The following is a 16,677-nucleotide window of genomic DNA, read 5'->3' on the forward strand; positions in this document are numbered from 1 at the left end:
TAAAAGCTGTTTAAGCAATTGAGGACTTAAACGCTATTAATGATTTGATTGTAAAAATTATTCAGATTTATTTAGCAAAGGCGCTATTAGGGGATTCCTTATCGGATACCGTAAAGCGCCTTTTTTATTGAGAATTTAAAATTGAAATAATGAGGGGATTAAATATGAATTGGAAAACAAAGTTTGCTCAACAGCTTGTTAAGCCGCTGTTATTCACTTTGGGGGTGAGTGCAAGTTTAACGGTAACTGCCGTAAATGCAGAGGTTGGCTTTCCGGAAAAAGAGGAGTTGAAATTTGGTTTTATTAAACTAACCGATATGGCGCCAATAGCCGTTGCCTATGAGAAAGGCTATTTTGAAGAAGAAGGTCTATACGTCACTATTGAAGCGCAAGCTAACTGGAAAGTGTTGTTAGATGGCGTGATTGATGGCCGTTTAGACGGGGCACATATGTTAGCTGGCCAACCTATTGCCGCAACCATAGGTTATGGCACGCAAGCCAATATCATTACGCCATTTTCAATGGATTTAAATGGTAACGCGATTACCGTATCCAATGAAGTTTGGGCCAAGATGAAACCCAATATTGCTAAGCAAGACGATGGTAAGCCTGTGCATCCGATTAAAGCTGATGCGTTAAAACCGGTTGTAGAAGAATACATTGCCGCAGGTAAGCCATTTAATATGGGCATGGTATTTCCAGTATCAACCCATAACTATGAATTGCGCTATTGGTTAGCTGCTGGCGGTATTCACCCCGGATTTTACGCGCCACATAAAGGCGATACTTCAGGTCAAATCAATGCTCAGGCGTTACTGTCGGTGACGCCTCCACCGCAAATGCCTTCAACCTTAGAAGCTGGCACCATTTACGGTTATTGCGTGGGCGAGCCTTGGAATCAGCAAGCTGTATTTAAAGGTATTGGGGTTCCTGTGGTGACTGATTATGAAATTTGGAAAGATAATCCTGAAAAAGTTTTCGGTATTACAGAGGAATTTGCCCAAAAGTATCCTAATACCACCATTCGCTTGACTCGTGCGTTGATTCGCGCAGCCAAATGGTTAGATGACAACAATAATGCAAACCGCCCTGAAGCGGTGAAAATTTTGTCGCAATCTAACTATGTGGGTGCAGATTATGAAGTGATTGCCAATAGCATGACAGGAACGTTTGAGTATGAAAAAGGCGATAAGCGTGCAGTGCCTGATTTTAACGTGTTTTTCCGCTATAACGCCACTTATCCATATTATTCAGATGCTATCTGGTATTTAACTCAAATGCGTCGTTGGGGACAGATCGCTGAAGATATGCCTGATGAATGGTACAAAGAAACCGCAGCTAAAGTTTATCGCCCTGATATCTATGCTAAAGCGGCTCAATCTCTTATTGATGACAAGCTGATCTCTGCTAGCGAATTTCCTAATTTTGCCACAGAAACAGGTTTTAAAGCCCCACAACAGCACTTTATCGATGACATTGTTTATGACGGCACTCAACCTAATGCCTATATCGAGAAATTCACTATCGGTTTAAAGCAAGGTGACAAGCTGTAAATCTTGCAGCTAAGGAGTCGAAGATGACCAGTATTACATCTATTTCAAAGGCGAGTTTTTTACAAAGTAGTCGGCTAACAGGAGTGATTATGTACGTTAGTCAGCTAAGTAAAGCATTGTTACTTCCTTTTATCGGCATTGCTGTGTTTTTGGTGCTGTGGTCAATTACTGCCAACAGTATTAACACGTCGTTAGGGCAGTTTCCTGGACCTGTTGCCGTTGTGGGTCAGTTTGGCAACTTGTACCAAGAGCATGTTGCTGAGCGCGAGAAAGCTGCCGCTTTTTATGAACGACAAGAAACTCGTAATGCAGCAAGGGTGGCAAAAGAGCCAACATACGAGCCCAAGATAAGAAACTATACCGGTAAAGAAACGTTTTTAGATCAGATTATTACTAGTCTAATTACGGTAATGAGTGGATTCGTACTTGCGGCGGTTATTGCAATACCTTTAGGTATTTGGATGGGGCTAAGTCGCAGTTTACAAGCGGCAATCAATCCAATCATTCAAATTTTTAAACCCGTATCACCGCTGGCTTGGTTGCCGTTGGTCACCATGGTGGTTAGCGCCTTATATGTGTCAGATGACCCCGTGGTATCAAAGTCTTTTATCAATTCGATGCTCACCGTCACCTTATGTAGCGTATGGCCGATGATTATAAACACCGCCATTGGTGTGTCGAGTATTGATCAAGACTTACTAAACGTGAGTAAGGTATTGCGATTATCACCTTTAACCCATGTGAACAAAATCGTATTGCCCGCATCCATTCCAATGATATTTACCGGTATGCGCTTATCGTTGGGCGTCGCATGGATGGTGTTGATTGCGGCAGAGATGCTAGCGCAAAACCCGGGGCTAGGTAAGTTTGTTTGGGATGAGTTTCAAAACGGTAGTTCTGAATCATTAGCTCGCATTATGGCTGCTGTGGTGGTAATTGGTTTTATTGGTTTTTTATTGGACCGTGGCATTTTAGCGCTACAAAACTGGGCATCTTGGGACAAAGCATAATCATTCGTAAATGATAAGGGTAAAGTATGAAAACATTCTTAGATATCAGTGGCGTTGATATGGAGTTCCCTACCCCTAAGGGAAGCTTTACTGCGCTTAAAGATGTGAATTTAAAAATCAATAAAGGCGAGTTTGTCTCATTGATTGGTCACTCAGGATGCGGTAAATCAACGGTACTTAATATTGTTGCAGGTTTATATCAAGCAACAAAAGGCGGAGTGATTTTAAAAAGTACTGAGGTCAAAGAGCCAGGGCCTGAGCGCGCAGTGGTGTTTCAAAATCATTCATTATTGCCATGGTTAACTTCGTATCAAAATGTTGAATTGGCAGTTAAACAAGTGTTTGCTGGCAAAATGAATAAGCTAGAAATGAAGCAATGGATTGAGCATAACCTGCATTTAGTGCATATGGATCATGCCATGCACAAACGTCCCGGTGAAATTTCAGGTGGTATGAAGCAGCGGGTTGGCATTGCTCGCGCGCTTGCCATGCAGCCTGAAGTGTTATTGATGGATGAGCCTTTTGGTGCGCTTGATGCGTTAACGCGTGCCCATATGCAAGATTCATTAATGGAGATACAAACGCAGCTCAATAACACCGTCATTATGATCACCCATGATGTGGATGAAGCGGTATTGTTATCAGACAAAATTGTGATGATGACGAATGGCCCAGAAGCAACGGTAGGTGAAATATTGGATGTTAATCTTCAAAGGCCTCGAAATCGCCTCGCACTCGCTGAAGATCTTGAATACAACCGGTTGCGATCTGAGGTATTGAAGTTCCTATACGAAAAACAGCGCAAAGTCGAGCCGCTAACAAATTCTAAACAAGTATCTAAAATGCAGGATATATCACAGAAAGACAGTGCAGATGTCGTTAAGGTTACCGCAGGTTAACCGCTGCTACAAAAGTTTTACATTGGGTGTATATCCGTAACCAAGTTCTACATATTTAAAATTATATTAATAGGGTTTTATGATGAAAAAATTACTTCTTGATAATCAAGTTGCAGCTAAGTCTTGCCAAAAATCGGCAGCTAACAACAAACTCGTCGTCTCAACACTGGCTTGTTCAGTTTTGTTAGCTATAGGGAGCGTGCATGCTGCTGAAGCCAAAGTAGAATCAGTTGCTGATGCATTTACCCAAGGTAGTGCCAAAGTTGATCTGAACTTACGCTATGAAAACGTAAGCCAAGACAATGCATTAAAAGATGCAGATGCATTAACTTTGCGCACTCGTCTGACGTTTTCTACTGCTGAATATTACGGTTTAACTGCATTGGTAGAGTTTGAAGACTCGCGTGATGTTGCAGGGGTGAATGATTACAATGATGGCATTGGACATAACCCTGAATACTCTGTGATTGCTGATCCCAATACCACAGAATTAGATCAAGCATTTATTCAATATAAAAACAGTGGCTTTGCAGCAAAATTAGGTCGTCAGGTTATCGCGATTGATAATCAACGTTTTGTCGGCCATGTCGGTTGGCGTCAAGATCGTCAAACCTTTGATGCGTTTGCGATGCAATACGCGCAAGATGCATTCAAGATTGATTATGCTTACCTTTACAAACGCAACCGCATTTTTGCTGAGGTAAAAGATATTGACTCAAAAGATCACATCGTTAATGCATCTTATAAAACCAGTGTCGGTCAAGTTACCGCGTATGCGTATTTACTTGAAGAAGACAAAGCCGTTAGTAATGGCTTAGACACTTATGGTGCCAGTTTTGTCGGCGCGGTCGACTTTGATAAAACTAAACTGATGTATTCTGTTGAATATGCCACCCAAGAAGCTAGCACCGCAGATGTTAAGTTTGATGCCGATTACTTAGGCTTAGAGCTTGGTGTTGGGTTTTCTGGCTTTGTTGCCAAAGTGGGTTACGAAAACCTAGGTTCAGATGACAGCATGTATGGTTTTTCAACGCCACTGGCCACACTTCATAAGTTTAATGGTTGGACAGATCAATTTTTAGCGACCCCTAAAGAAGGTTTACAAGATATTTATGCTTCTATTGGCGGTAAAGTGGTTGGCGGTAACTGGTTAGTGGCTTATCACAAGTTTGACGCTGATCAAGCCAGTGCCACAGTTGATGATTTGGGTTCTGAAGTGGATGTACAATTTACTTTCCCAATCAAAACCAACTACACCTTAGGTGTTAAATATGCCGCTTATTCACAAGGCAATAATACTTCAGGTAAAGTCGATACTGATAAAGTGTGGCTATGGGGAAGTGCAAGTTTCTAATTTGCAAATTATCAAATTGCTATAGATACAAAAAAGCGAATAAGGTTATCCCTATTCGCTTTTTTGTTATTTTGATTAGCTTGGTTGTTGTTCTGCGTTAACATCTTCAGCATTAAACTGGTCGACATCTAATTGACCTTCACTTTTACCAATCACCACCGCTGTCATCATGTCGCCAGTGACATTAGTTGCGGTGCGGATCATATCGATAATGCGATCAATTGCAGCAATAAAGGCAATACCTTCTAAGGGTAAGCCGACGGCACCTAAGGTAACAGTGAGCATTACCATGGCGCTACCCGGGACGCCTGCTGTACCAACCGAAGCAACCGTTGCGGTAACTGCGATTAGCATGTAGTCAGTCATATCTAATGGAATACCATAGATTTGGGCAATAAAAATCGCTGCAATAGCGGGATAAATACCGCCACATCCATCCATATTCATGGTTGCGCCGAGTGGCAACACAAAGGCGCTATAACGCTTGGACACACCCATAGACTCAGTGCAACGGGTACTTGCGGGTAATGTACCAAAGCTAGATGCGGTGCTAAATGCGACAAGTTGAGCTGGCATGGCTTTACGGAAAAACTTAACCGGGCTTAATCCCGCAGCAAATTTAACTAAGCCACCGTAAACAAAAATAATGTGTATTAATGCGGCCACATAGATAACGACAATAAACTTACCCAAAGGTAATAAAGTGCTTAAGCCATATTCACCGACAACCCAAGCCATTAAGCCAAACACACCAATTGGAGTCAGTTTTAATACCATACGAGTCAGCTGAAACATCACTTCAGCACCGGCTTCCATTACCTTTTTAAGTGGCTCAGCTTTTTCGCCCACCGCGTTAATGGCTATGCCCACTAAAGCTGCAAATACAATAATTTGCAATACCTTGCCTTCGGCTAATGATGCAAAAGGATTAACAGGGATCATGTTCAATAACACTTGAGCAAAGCCGGGTATATCACGCTCACGCACTTCGCTGGTGGCCAGCTCAAGTGAGCCGCCCATATCAAATGCGCTACCAACGGTTAAGCCAATAATTGACGCTAGCGTGCCAGTCAACATGAACATGGCAAGGGTTTTAAAGCTTAAACGTTTTAAATTAGCCTGTGAGCCCATTGAGGTAATACTGACCACAATGGCACAAAAAACTAATGGCGCTACCAACATTTTTATCGCGCTGATAAATAAATCACCCAATGGTTTAAGCATCACAGCGCTTTCACCTAAGGCGACACCAGCAAGAGCGCCAAACATAAAGCCTGCAAGGACTTTTTGCCAAAATGGGATGCGTTTTAAGGTTTGTAAAATCATCTGGTATCCAAATTTTATTGAAGATTGTTATTCTTGTTGTGGTTGTTTATGCAATGCACCAATTTAATAGCGTGACAAAATTAACCCGTTAGCCCACTGCATGAAATAAATTTAATGGCATTCTAGTTAGCACTATAGAGACAAACAACGTCAATTTGATATAACTTATAATTATAAATATCAGTGTTAATATGTCTTTAAGTTTTTATAAATTGATTACAACATCAAAAATGCTGAGTGATAACAGTAATGCTTTAATAATCAAAAAGGTAGTGTATGAGTGAATTGTGGCTAATGTTTTCTGGGGCTTTTTTAGCTGCAACTTTGTTACCAGGAGGATCAGAAGTTTTACTTTTAGGCTTGCTTACTCAAAACAGTGAACCTTGGCTTGCTTTATTGGTCACAGCAAGTGTGGGCAATACTCTAGGGGCAATGACTAGCTATTATCTAGGGCGCGCAGGCCGTTTTGCTAAATCCCCACAAGATTTTGACAACAAGTATTATCAACGTAGTTTACAGTGGTTTGAGCGCTACGGGGTTTGGGCATTGTTATTGTCTTGGTTACCATTAATTGGTGATATCCTGTGCTTAATTGCTGGATGGTTAAAATTACCCGTAGTGAGTTCCACCATCATGATTTTAATTGGTAAAACCATACGTTACAGTTTAATTGTATTTGCCTTTATGCTGGCCATTTAATGGGCTAGCACTGAGCTTAAATGAATGGAAGGAGTGTGATTTGAAAAAGTGGATTTTAGCTGTCGCAATTAGTGCGGCTTTAATGGGCTGTGCTAATGACACACCACGAGAGACGGTTCTGCCTGAAGGGGTGACTTTAATTGAAAACGTTAAAGTGGCTGACAGTGAAATAGGTATTGCCTATAAAAAGTATCAACTAGCGAATGGCTTGACGGTGATTTTACATCAAGATACTTCCGACCCTTTAGTGCATGTTGATGTGACTTATCATGTCGGTTCAGCCAGAGAGTTGGCTGGTCGCAGTGGCTTTGCCCATTTATTTGAACATATGATGTTTCAAGGCTCACAAAACGTAGCTGACGAGCAGCATTTTAAAGTGGTTACTGAAGCTGGTGGTACATTAAATGGCACGACTAATTCTGATCGGACTAATTATTTTGAAACCGTGCCAAGCAACCAACTTGAAAAAATGCTTTGGTTAGAGTCTGATCGAATGGGCTTCTTTTTACCCGCTTTAACCAGTGAAAAATTTGAAGTGCAGCGTGAAACCGTTAAAAACGAACGTGCTCAGCGGATTGATAATCGTCCTTATGGCCGCATGAGTGAACGTTTTGCACAAGCTTTATATCCAGCAGGACATCCTTATTCATGGCCTGTTATTGGTTGGCCTGAAGATTTAGACCGCGCTACCCTTGACGATGTAAAGCACTTTTTTCAACGTTGGTATGGCCCAAACAATGCCACATTAACCATAGGCGGTGACTTTGATGAGTTACAAACCTTGGCTTGGGTGAACCAATATTTTGCTGATATACCAGCCGGGCCGGCAGTACAGGCACCCAGTAAAATCCCCGTCACATTGAACGAAAGCCGTTATATATCAATGGAAGATAAAGTTCATTTGCCATTATTGTATATCGGTATGCCAACTGTGCATGCAGGGCATCCTGATGAAGCACCATTAGATTTGCTAGCCAATATTATTGGTGGTGGTAAAACCTCGTTATTGTATAAAAATTTAGTTAAAGATGGTTATGCAGTGCAATCTTCGGTGAGTCATCCATGTCAAGAGTTAGCCTGTCAATTTACATTATATGCCCTAGCTAACCCAGCTATGGGGGGAAAACTTGCTGATTTAGAAACCAAAATTGATGAGTCCATTGCCGAATTTGAACAACGCGGTGTGACCGACGATGACTTACAAAAAGTCAAAGTGCAGTTTGAAGCTGATACTATTTTTGGTATGCAAAGTGTGCGCGGTAAAGTATCGACTTTAGCCGCTAACCAGACTTTTTATGATAATCCCAACATGGTGGCCAGCGATCTAGCGCGATATAGTAAAGTCACCAAAGCCGATGTGATGCGGGTGTTTAATACTTACATTAAAGGTAAACCAAGAGTGGTAATGAGCGTGGTGCCAGAAGGGCAAACGCAATTAGTGGCTAAAGAGGACAACTTCACTCCAGTCCCATTAGCTGTGGCCAAAGATGCGGTAACTGGCCTTACTGAAGTAAAGCAAGATAATGAGCTAAAACAAGTAAGTTCAAGTTTTGATCGTTCTAAAATGCCCCAAGCAGGTAAAGCCCCGCAGTTGAATGTGCCAGAGTTATGGACAGCAACACTCAGTAACGGCATTGAAGTGATGGCAACCCAAAGCCATGAAACACCAACGGTTGAGCTCGTTATTTACCTTGAAGGTGGACATCGTTCTGCTCCTATTGATAAAGCAGGACTTGCGCAGTTAACGGCGCAGATGATGAACGAATCGAGCAGCAAACGCAGTGCGGAAGAGCTGGCTAATGCCCTTGAAATGTTAGGCTCAACCATAAATTTTGATTCAGGTAAATCACAAGCTTATGTGCAAGTTTCTAGCTTAACCAAAAACTTAGCTGCCACACTTGAGATAGTGAATGAAAGGTTGTTTTCCCCTGCCTTTAATGCAGCTGATTTTGAGCGGGTAAAACAGCAACAGCTGCAAAACTTACAACACTTGATGTCGGATCCTAATTACCTTGCAAGTAATGGTTTTTCCGCTTTGCTATATGGCAAAAGCACCGCCATGGGCAGCAGTAATTTGGGCACCATAGAGAGCCTAAATGCGATAACCCTTGAGGATGTAAAAGCCTTTTATCAGCAGCAATATACCGCAGGTAATGCCAAAATGGTGTTGGTGTCTGATTTAGCCAAGCAACAAGTTTTGCCAATGTTGGAAACCTTTAGTCAATGGCAAGGCAAAGCCAGCCCGATTGCGCCTATCAATAAACGACTATATGCAGCGCCAGCAACCATTTATTTAATTGATAAGCCCGGTGCCGCTCAGTCAGTGATCAACATTGGCCGACGCAGTTTATCTTACGATGCGACAGGCGAGTACTTTAAAGCAACCTTGATGAACTACCCGCTAGGTGGGGCGTTCAACAGCCGTATTAATTTGAATTTACGTGAAGATAAAGGCTACACCTATGGCGCAAGAAGCAGCTTTCAAGGCCAAAAAGACAGTGGCGAGTTTTTAGCGTCGGCGAGCGTGAGAAGCGATGTGACTGGCGCAGCACTAACTGAGTTTATTAATGAAATTCGTCATTATCAGCAAGCCGGTATGAGTGCTGATGAATTAGCGTTTTTGCGAAACTCTATCACCCAAGGTCAAGCCCTCGATTACGAAACGCCTAGACAAAAAGCTAGCTTTATACGACGGATACAGCGTTATCAGTTAGATAATCAGTTCACCCAGCAGCAAACTGAAATCATAAATTCAATCACGTTGGATGAATTAAACTCACTTGCAGCAAGCCAGTTAGATATTGATAGTATGTTGTTTTTAGTGGTAGGTGACAAACAAACCATTGAGCCACAATTAAAAACACTGGGTTATCCTATTGAAATCATTGAACAGCCTTGAATATAAGTAGCTAAGCCCCTATATTCAGTGATATGTGTAAAAACGGTAGCAGATTATCTGTTGCCGTTTTTCGTTTTGATTTTTTTTTGCCATCTTGGCAATAATCTCAGGTATTATCGGGTCTAGCTTACTCGCAACGCGAATCCATCAAAGAGAATTTAATATTGAAATCTTTCAATGAAATCGTCGATAAACTTAGCGACAGTAAAGGGCGTGAAGCCTTACTTGGTATGTCTCGTGGTATTGAACGTGAAGCATTACGTATTGATGCCAATGGCCAGTTGGCACAAGATTTACACCCTCAAGCCCTAGGTTCGGCGTTGACTCATTCGCGGATCACCACAGATTATAGCGAGTCGTTACTGGAGTTTATTACCCCAGTAAACAGCGATATTGACACCTTACTTGAAGGGTTAACCCAAACTCATGCATACACAGTGCGTCATTTAAATGGTCAAACACTGTGGCCTGTTAGCATGCCGTGTTATGTCGGTGATGTGAAAAAAATCCCTATTGCTCAATATGGCAATTCAAATACGGGAAAAATGAAAACCCTTTATCGTCAAGGATTAACTCATCGTTATGGTGCATTAATGCAAATTATCGCAGGGGTGCATTTTAATTTTTCAGTTTCGCGTGATTTATGGCAAATGCTGTTTGATAGCAAATTGTCTAACAACCCGACAATGCGCACAGACCAAATTGGTCGCTGCGAGTTTATTTCAGAATCTTATTTTGGATTGATCCGTAATTACCGCCGTATGGTTTGGGTATTACCGTATCTTTTTGGCTCTTCACCCGCATTGTGCTCGTCTTTTGTTAAAAATCGTCAAGTGGATTTTGAGTTTGAAAAAACCGGTAAAGGAACCTTGTATTTACCGTATGCAACTTCGCTTCGTATGAGTGATTTAGGCTATACCAATAAAGAACAAGAAACGCTTAATATCAGCTACAACTCTTTACCTGAATACCTTGAAGGGGTACAGGCTGCGATTAGAAAACCATCAAAACAATTTGAAAAAATTGGCGTTAAAGTTGAGGGTGAATACCGCCAACTAAACAACAATATTTTGCAAATCGAAAATGAGTTTTACTCGCCCATTCGAGCTAAACGAGTGACTCTAGCCGGTGAGAAACCGTCCCAAGCACTACAACGGGCTGGGGTTGAATACATTGAGGTGCGCGCTTTAGATGTTAACCCATTTAGCCCTGTGGGTATTGATGCAACTCAAGTACGCTTTTTAGATTTGTTTTTATTGCATTGTTTACTTTCACCATCAGCATTAACTGACGAACAAGGTGAGCATGAAATTGCCCAAAACTTGAAAAAAGTAGTGCTAGAAGGCCGTAAACCGGGTTTGATGCTGAGCCAAAATGGCCAAGCGATCAGCTTAAAAGCTTGGATGGAAAGTTTATTCACAGATTTATCTCGCTTAGCCAAATTACTCGATGGTGAGCAAGGCGAGCAGTATCAAAATGCATTAGCGACCTGGCAAGCTGCCATTGACGATCCAAGTCTAACTTTATCTGGTCGAGTGCTAAATGACTTGATTGGTAAAGGGATTGATCATGGTGATTGGGTTAAGCAGTTGACTAATCGTTACCATGAGTATTTAACAAAGTACCCATTTAGTGAAAGTAAAGAGAAAGAATATCAACAAGAAGCTAAAGACTCCTTGGTTAAGCAGCAGCAAATTGAAGCTGAATCAACCCAAGATTTTGATTTATTCTTGCAAGAGTATTTTAAAGAGGTTGCACCCGCTGAACTCTTCAGTGGTTGTAAAGCGTAACTCAGGAGCCCTGATGGCCGTACGTTCATCTTTAACACTTATCAGTATGACAGCAGCCAGTATGTTGCTGTCTAGCTGTGCTTCATCTCCTGATGTTATTGAGTGTGGAACGGTTTCGGCTTATATCAAGCCTAACCCTGAGCAATATCTATATCGCTTAGTGGTAACGCATTTAGACGGTAAACCTGTGATATCCAGACCTAACTATCGCTTATCGCCAGGGCAGCATGAGTTTACCGTAGTAGAGCTAATAAACTCTCCAGAGCTGAAAGTCTCATTAGCGGCGCGAACCACTAAAGTATTAACGGTGAATGTTGAGGCGAATCAGCGATACCATATCGCCGCGCAAATGAATACCGACAAAATTTACACTGGGCGTAATCAAAAATTTTGGCAACCTGTAGTGTTTCAACAAGAATCTTATCAATGTGATATGAGCCCCAAGTCTTAAATTGCTTTAGTACCCAATAGATGTGACACTTTATGCTGTTTGCTTTGAAAATTGTTATATCGATAATGTGCCTGACGTTGCTTAATGGCTATTCACATGGCCTTTTATACTGCTGAATCAACTAAATTTAACCGGCAACGTGCATTATCCCGAGTCTGTTTCCTGCTTAATTGAGGTGTTATGAAGTCGTCTACGTACATAGTTACTGCTTGTTGTTTATTGTTATTAACTGCTTGTGCTACTCCTCAACCTGCTGAACCCGAAAACCTCTGTGCTATTTTTAAAGAAAACCGCTCATGGTACAAAGCTGCGGTGAATACTCGTGAAAAGTGGGGCGTACCTGTTCACGTACCTTTAGCCATGATGTACCAAGAAAGCTCTTTTAAGCATAATGCCGCGCCGCCAATGCAATACTTTTTAGGTTTTATTCCGATTGGTCGGGCTAGTGATGCTTACGGCTATGCGCAAGCAAAAACCATGACGTGGGATGATTATGTTAAAGAAACCGGTAACTCATGGTCAAGCCGCAGTAATTTTGCTGACGCGATGGATTTTATGGGCTGGTTTATTTACAAAACTAACAAAGTGAATGGCGTATCTAAGTGGGATGCTAAAAACCAATATTTGAATTATCACGAAGGTTGGGGCGGTTATAAACGCGGCACTTATAAAGCCAAAAAGTGGTTAGGACCCGTGGCGCAAAAAGTGGACGACCGCTCAAAACGCTATGCACAGCAATATCGCACCTGTAAAGACGATCTGGACTCATCTTGGTTGTGGCGAGTTTTCTTCGGCTAACGTCATTGCTTGTATAGCGTTAACTTAGGTTAAGCCAACAAAAAAGGAGCGCAAGCTCTTTTTTTGTTGGCGTGGCACTATGAATTAATGTGAGCAAAACTCAGCTAAAATCCAATCTAATGGCGCTTGATATTGCGCAGGCATCCACTGTTTTAACTGGTTAATGGTTTGCTTAAGCGCATCGGTATTGTGAACCGATAAATTTAAATGGCCGACTTTTCTACCGGGACGAACCTCTTTGTTGTACCAAAAAAGTTCTGCATTAGGCAGGCTTAACCAGCGGTCATCTTTGTCAATGCCAATCAAATTAACCATAACGCATTGGAAGTTAACTTGTGGTTGATGGACGGGTAAATTGCATAACGCACGCAGGTGCAGCTCAAATTGGCTAATGTGGCAACCCGCCTGAGTCCAGTGACCTGAGTTATGCACCCGTGGCGCTAACTCATTCACTAATAGATGCTCACCCACACGGAAGCATTCCATTGCCATCACACCAACATATTCAAGCCCATTCATGATGGTCGAAAGCATCTGCTCAGCTTCCGCTTGCAAATGATCTAAACGAGTTAACGGCGCAATAGACGCCATTAAAATACCATCTTGATGCAGGTTTAATGTCAATGGATAAAATAAACAACGACCATCTTGAGTGCGTACACCCACAAGCGAGACTTCTTCATCAAAGTTGATGGCTTGCTCGGCAATGGCTTCATTACGCCAATCGGCTGGAATAAGGCTTGATTCAACTTGTTTTAACCAATGCTGGCCTTTGCCATCATAGCCGCCTGTGCGACGCTTTAATAAAACTCGGTCACCATATTGGTGATAAAGTTGCTCTGGGGTGACGGTATCATCAACTAATTGCCATGGTGCAGTCGCGACAGCTAATTCGTCAAGTAAGCTTTTTTGGGTAAATCTGTCAGCAAGACGGCCAAAAACAGGACCATTAATAAAGTGTTGATGGGTACTTAATTGTAAGCTAGTGCTGGATTCTGGCCATTGCTCACGTTCAGCAGTGATCACATGCGAGGCCTCAATCGGCAGCACATCATCACTTGGGGTCATAATGTCTACAGGGCGAACATCAATGGCCAAAGGCTGCCCTGCATGGCTTAACATGGCACCTAATTGGCCATTGCCTAATACCCAAACAGTATGTTGCTGGCTCATTAGTCTTCTCTCGGATCGGGATTATCTAAAATTGAACGAGTTTGTTCATCACGAAAAGCATCAATTCTTGCTGCGAGCTCAGAATCCGAAGTCGCTAAAATTTGGCTTGCAAGTAAACCGGCATTAAACGCCCCCGCAGTACCGATGGCCAAGGTGCCAACCGCAATGCCTTTAGGCATTTGTACAATGGATAATAAGCTGTCCATGCCAGACAAGGCTTTACTTTGTACCGGAACACCTAAAACGGGTAAGCGAGTTTTTGACGCTATCATTCCTGGTAAGTGAGCAGCACCACCGGCGCCGCCGATAATCACTTTATAACCTTTGTCGGCAGCAGTGCTGGCAAAGTCCATTAATTTGTCTGGTGTTCTGTGGGCTGATACAACTTCAACATGATAAGGAACTTGGAGTTTATCCATTATTTCAGCGGCGGCTTCCATGGTAGGCCAATCACTTTTAGAACCCATAACAACAGCAACAAGGGCTTGCATGCTTACTCCTTAACGTACTCATTATATTGATATATTTAGCTAGTCATTCATGCCAAATTCGCATCATGGATTAGCATTAATATTAAGGCGATAAAAAAGGTGACAGATAATAGCATGTTGCCTGTATTTTGGCTGCGCTTCAGTGTTTTGTTCGGCTAACACTTAGTTTGTGATACCGAATACTCGCCCTGATGTCACGCCGCATTGTATTAAATTGTTACAGTGTTAAAAAATTGCATGCAATTAGCTTAAGTTCGCGCTAGGTTGTAACTTAATACTTTAGTCGTCTCTGATACAAGTTTCGTCGTCATTGTTTTGCTAAGTATTGGGTTGGTGAATAGTGAAAGACGCAGCATAGGGCGTTTATTTTTAGGGTATTTAATCAAGGTGGATATGTCGGTGTTTTCGTTCCTAAGGCGATTTAGTTTGATAGGGCTTGTCATTGCTCCAGCGGTGTTGAGTCATACGGCTGAAAATCATGCGGTTTTATTAGGTGAATTTGCTGATAATTCCATTGACGTGACCGACATGCAGCCGATGGCGGTATTAAAAATGCTGCAGCAAAATAGCCCACAACCACTTATATTCACTTATCAACAAATGAGCATGAGTCGAAGTTGGTTTGAACTCGCTAAAATAGACAATAGCTGCATGTACAACAAGGTGAAAACACCTGAGCGCCAACGCCTTGCGTATTTTAGCCACTATCCCATTACGCTTTATCCCCCTTTAAGGTTAATTATTCGCGCTGAAGATGCCGATAAATTCTCGGATACGTTTGATATATCCTCAATCACAGCATTGCAAAACAAGCGCTTTGCCGTGGCCAGCAACCGTGCTTATGGTGAGGTAATTGATAAGCAGTTAGCCCAAAAACAAGACTTGATATTTTTTCGTGATGGTAGCGATTCGGTTGATAAATTAATCAATATGCTTGAAATGAATCGTATCGATGGGTTTATTGAGTATGCCGATGCCGTTAGCGCTAGATTAAAGAGCACTCGTAAGCAATTTGAATTTAAAGGCATTGCCATTCAAGGTGTGCAAAAGCCCTCTCCGGGCTATATGGTTTGCACCAAAACGCCAACGGGAAAACACTTAATTAGCACCATTGATAAAGCGATGAGCAGCAAAGATTTTCAGCGTGGCTTGCTTGATGTTCATCGCGAGTTTGCCTCGGTTGATGATAAGTCTTTGCTAGAGTCTGAATTGAAAGCTATTTTTAATCTATAACCCTATAACCCTATAACCTTTAGTACAGCGTATAAATCAAAATGGAATGCGATTTTTAAATTAATGGATAGATGTTAACGACTGTGTTGCAGGAGTACTATTTTGATTCATTTTTCCATTGTTCATTGGTTTAAAAAATCGCACTCGACTTGTACCCTGTTCAGCTTGCTGATGGTTTCATGCCTGTGTTGTCGTTTGTTATTACCCTCAGTCGTACATGCTACTCCGCTGCAGGCTATAGTGCTTGCCGAAACTGACACAACAGAAAATGATCTCACTGTAGAGCAGCCTCTAGGCATGTTTGCGTTGTTATTGCAGCACAGTGATGCCCAGTTTGAGTTCACGCAACAGCAGGTCAGTTATACCCGAGCATGGAGCGATTTAAATAAACTCGGTAATGCTTGCATGTATAACAAGTTTAAATCTGCCGAGCGCGAAAAAATCGCTTATTTCAGCCAAAAGCCAATCAGTATTTACCCGCCATTAAGATTAATTGTCACGAAGGAAAATGCCGATAAATTTCCGCAACAAATCGATTTAAGTACCTATTCTGCATTGAATGCTCATATTGGTATTGTTAAAGGGCGCTCATACGGCGACATCATTAATCGTTATATTAATAGCAATCCTGATGTGTTTTATTACCGTAGTGGTATGAACTCGACTCAAAAGTTAATAGAAATGCTGTTAAAAAACCGCGTTGCAGGAGTGATAGAGTATTCTGCCGAAGCATATCGAATACTCAGTGATAAAGAGGTTCAACTGGCGATTCAGGCTATTCCCATTGCTGGGGTCACTCAGCCTGATTATGGCTATATTGCCTGCTCGAAAACTCCGCAAGGAAAACAGCTTATTGAGCGCATAGACTTTGTTATGAACCAAAATGCATTTAAACAAGACTTTATTGCTGCCCATAATGAATTTTTTGACCATGATGAGAAGGTTTTACTCAAACCGGAATTAGAAAAGGTATTTGTTGATTAAGTTGATATTTTTACCAA

Annotated in this window: 14 protein-coding genes; 11 read left to right on the forward strand and 3 right to left on the reverse strand. The window is 41.9% G+C overall.

Annotation, left to right across the window (positions count from 1 at the left end; translation table 11 throughout):
- Positions 1-164 precede the first annotated feature (164 nt).
- The 4 genes from HBH39_RS04495 (at position 165) to HBH39_RS04510 (ending at position 4,816) form a co-directional block, all read left to right on the forward strand.
- A complete protein-coding gene (locus HBH39_RS04495; protein ID WP_167675985.1) occupies positions 165-1,553 on the forward strand; it encodes a CmpA/NrtA family ABC transporter substrate-binding protein in 1,389 nt (462 codons plus the stop codon).
- A gap of 23 nt (positions 1,554-1,576) precedes the next feature.
- Positions 1,577-2,563, forward strand: a complete 987-nt coding sequence (locus tag HBH39_RS04500; protein ID WP_167675987.1) for an ABC transporter permease — start codon at positions 1,577-1,579, stop codon at positions 2,561-2,563.
- A 26-nt stretch (positions 2,564-2,589) separates the two neighbouring features.
- The gene (locus tag HBH39_RS04505; RefSeq protein WP_167675989.1) at positions 2,590-3,462 is read left to right on the forward strand and encodes an ABC transporter ATP-binding protein; all 873 of its coding nucleotides are present in this window, start codon (positions 2,590-2,592) and stop codon (positions 3,460-3,462) included.
- Positions 3,463-3,544: 82 nt separating this feature from the next.
- Positions 3,545-4,816 carry an alginate export family protein gene (locus HBH39_RS04510; protein ID WP_167675991.1) on the forward strand — a complete coding sequence of 424 codons (1,272 nt, stop codon included), beginning with the start codon at positions 3,545-3,547 and terminating at the stop codon, positions 4,814-4,816.
- A 75-nt stretch (positions 4,817-4,891) separates the two neighbouring features.
- Here the strand turns inward: HBH39_RS04510 and HBH39_RS04515 are convergent, their stop codons facing one another.
- Complete coding sequence (locus HBH39_RS04515) at positions 4,892-6,142, reverse strand: dicarboxylate/amino acid:cation symporter (RefSeq protein WP_167675993.1); 1,251 nt, start codon at positions 6,140-6,142, stop codon at positions 4,892-4,894.
- Between the two features lie 276 nt (positions 6,143-6,418).
- Here HBH39_RS04515 and HBH39_RS04520 point away from each other — a divergent pair, with 276 nt between their 5' ends.
- From HBH39_RS04520 to HBH39_RS04540, 5 genes are all read left to right on the forward strand, one after another.
- Positions 6,419-6,841 carry a YqaA family protein gene (locus HBH39_RS04520; RefSeq protein ID WP_167675995.1) on the forward strand — a complete coding sequence of 141 codons (423 nt, stop codon included), beginning with the start codon at positions 6,419-6,421 and terminating at the stop codon, positions 6,839-6,841.
- A gap of 40 nt (positions 6,842-6,881) precedes the next feature.
- Entirely contained in the window at positions 6,882-9,740 is a 2,859-nt protein-coding gene (locus HBH39_RS04525) for a M16 family metallopeptidase (RefSeq protein WP_167675997.1), read from the forward strand.
- 164 nt (positions 9,741-9,904) lie between these two features.
- On the forward strand, positions 9,905-11,530 hold the full coding sequence (gene gshA / locus HBH39_RS04530) for a glutamate--cysteine ligase (protein ID WP_167675999.1): 1,626 nt from the start codon (positions 9,905-9,907) through the stop codon (positions 11,528-11,530).
- A 13-nt stretch (positions 11,531-11,543) separates the two neighbouring features.
- Entirely contained in the window at positions 11,544-11,981 is a 438-nt protein-coding gene (locus tag HBH39_RS04535; RefSeq protein WP_167676001.1) for a hypothetical protein, read from the forward strand.
- Positions 11,982-12,161: 180 nt separating this feature from the next.
- Complete coding sequence (locus HBH39_RS04540) at positions 12,162-12,779, forward strand: hypothetical protein (protein ID WP_167676003.1); 618 nt, start codon at positions 12,162-12,164, stop codon at positions 12,777-12,779.
- A gap of 84 nt (positions 12,780-12,863) precedes the next feature.
- On the opposite strand, the gene purK is transcribed toward HBH39_RS04540, so the two are convergent.
- Both purK and purE read right to left on the reverse strand, forming a co-directional pair.
- Positions 12,864-13,952 carry a 5-(carboxyamino)imidazole ribonucleotide synthase gene (purK, locus tag HBH39_RS04545; RefSeq protein WP_167676005.1) on the reverse strand — a complete coding sequence of 363 codons (1,089 nt, stop codon included), beginning with the start codon at positions 13,950-13,952 and terminating at the stop codon, positions 12,864-12,866.
- Positions 13,952-14,443 carry a 5-(carboxyamino)imidazole ribonucleotide mutase gene (gene purE / locus HBH39_RS04550; protein ID WP_167676007.1) on the reverse strand — a complete coding sequence of 164 codons (492 nt, stop codon included), beginning with the start codon at positions 14,441-14,443 and terminating at the stop codon, positions 13,952-13,954. The genes purK and purE overlap by 1 nt, the downstream gene beginning before the upstream one ends.
- Positions 14,444-14,776: 333 nt before the next feature.
- On the opposite strand from purE, the gene HBH39_RS04555 reads away from it, so the two are divergent.
- Together HBH39_RS04555 and HBH39_RS04560 are read left to right on the forward strand one after the other, a co-directional pair.
- Positions 14,777-15,676, forward strand: a complete 900-nt coding sequence (locus HBH39_RS04555) for a hypothetical protein (protein ID WP_167676010.1) — start codon at positions 14,777-14,779, stop codon at positions 15,674-15,676.
- Positions 15,677-15,916: 240 nt separating this feature from the next.
- Complete coding sequence (locus tag HBH39_RS04560) at positions 15,917-16,660, forward strand: transporter substrate-binding domain-containing protein (protein WP_167676012.1); 744 nt, start codon at positions 15,917-15,919, stop codon at positions 16,658-16,660.
- Positions 16,661-16,677: the final 17 nt, after the last annotated feature.

Origin of the sequence: Shewanella aestuarii (assembly GCF_011765625.1) — a bacterium.
GTDB classification, from domain to species: domain Bacteria; phylum Pseudomonadota; class Gammaproteobacteria; order Enterobacterales; family Shewanellaceae; genus Shewanella; species Shewanella aestuarii_A.

What these genes read in the sequence shown, in the direction of transcription:
- HBH39_RS04495 (WP_167675985.1), top strand. Translation starts at nt 165, where the DNA reads ATGAATTGGAAAACAAAGTTTGCTCAACAGCTTGTTAAGCCGCTGTTA.
- HBH39_RS04500 (WP_167675987.1), top strand. Translation starts at nt 1,577, where the DNA reads ATGACCAGTATTACATCTATTTCAAAGGCGAGTTTTTTACAAAGTAGT.
- HBH39_RS04505 (WP_167675989.1), top strand. Translation starts at nt 2,590, where the DNA reads ATGAAAACATTCTTAGATATCAGTGGCGTTGATATGGAGTTCCCTACC.
- HBH39_RS04510 (WP_167675991.1), top strand. Translation starts at nt 3,545, where the DNA reads ATGAAAAAATTACTTCTTGATAATCAAGTTGCAGCTAAGTCTTGCCAA.
- HBH39_RS04515 (WP_167675993.1), bottom strand. Translation starts at nt 6,142, where the DNA reads ATGATTTTACAAACCTTAAAACGCATCCCATTTTGGCAAAAAGTCCTT.
- HBH39_RS04520 (WP_167675995.1), top strand. Translation starts at nt 6,419, where the DNA reads ATGAGTGAATTGTGGCTAATGTTTTCTGGGGCTTTTTTAGCTGCAACT.
- HBH39_RS04535 (WP_167676001.1), top strand. Translation starts at nt 11,544, where the DNA reads ATGGCCGTACGTTCATCTTTAACACTTATCAGTATGACAGCAGCCAGT.
- HBH39_RS04540 (WP_167676003.1), top strand. Translation starts at nt 12,162, where the DNA reads ATGAAGTCGTCTACGTACATAGTTACTGCTTGTTGTTTATTGTTATTA.
- purK (WP_167676005.1), bottom strand. Translation starts at nt 13,952, where the DNA reads ATGAGCCAGCAACATACTGTTTGGGTATTAGGCAATGGCCAATTAGGT.
- purE (WP_167676007.1), bottom strand. Translation starts at nt 14,443, where the DNA reads ATGCAAGCCCTTGTTGCTGTTGTTATGGGTTCTAAAAGTGATTGGCCT.